The following is a 507-nucleotide window of genomic DNA, read 5'->3' as shown; positions in this document are numbered from 1 at the left end:
AGTTACAGTTACTGACGCAAATGGATGTGATGTACAAACTACGGTAACAGTAAATGAAGGATCTTGTCAAAACTTAGCTATTACAGCAACTGCAACAGATGTAAGTTGTAATGGTTTTTCAGATGGTACAGCATCATCCAATACAACAGGAGGCGTAGGACCATTTACATACTCATGGAGTAATGGAGCAACTACAGAAAATATTACAGGATTAGTAGCTGGTACTTATACAGTAGTAGTTACAGATGCATTTACAGGCTGTACAAATCAAGATACTGTAGAGGTTACAGAGCCAAGTGTATTGAGTGGTGGAATCGCAGTAAATAATGTATTGTGTTTTGGAGATAATTCAGGATCACTTAACTTAACAGTTAGTGGAGGTACTTTCCCGTATACATTTGCATGGAGTACAGGAGCTACGACTGAGGATATAGTAGATTTAGTAGCGGGAGATTATTCAGTAGTTGTTACAGATACCAACGGATGTACAATTACTGTAAACGCTAC

The 507-nt window shown here is 38.1% G+C and carries 1 protein-coding gene; it reads left to right on the top strand.

Going from position 1 to position 507, the window contains the following annotated elements:
- Nucleotides 1-507 (top strand): SprB repeat-containing protein (locus tag Q1A01_RS23685; protein WP_299686052.1); only part of this gene is annotated, 507 nt, incomplete at both ends.

It is taken from the genome of uncultured Dokdonia sp. (assembly GCF_947492815.1).
GTDB lineage: Bacteria > Bacteroidota > Bacteroidia > Flavobacteriales > Flavobacteriaceae > Dokdonia.
Note: the sequence above shows the minus strand (reverse complement) of the source record. Positions and strands in the feature narration are given on the sequence as shown.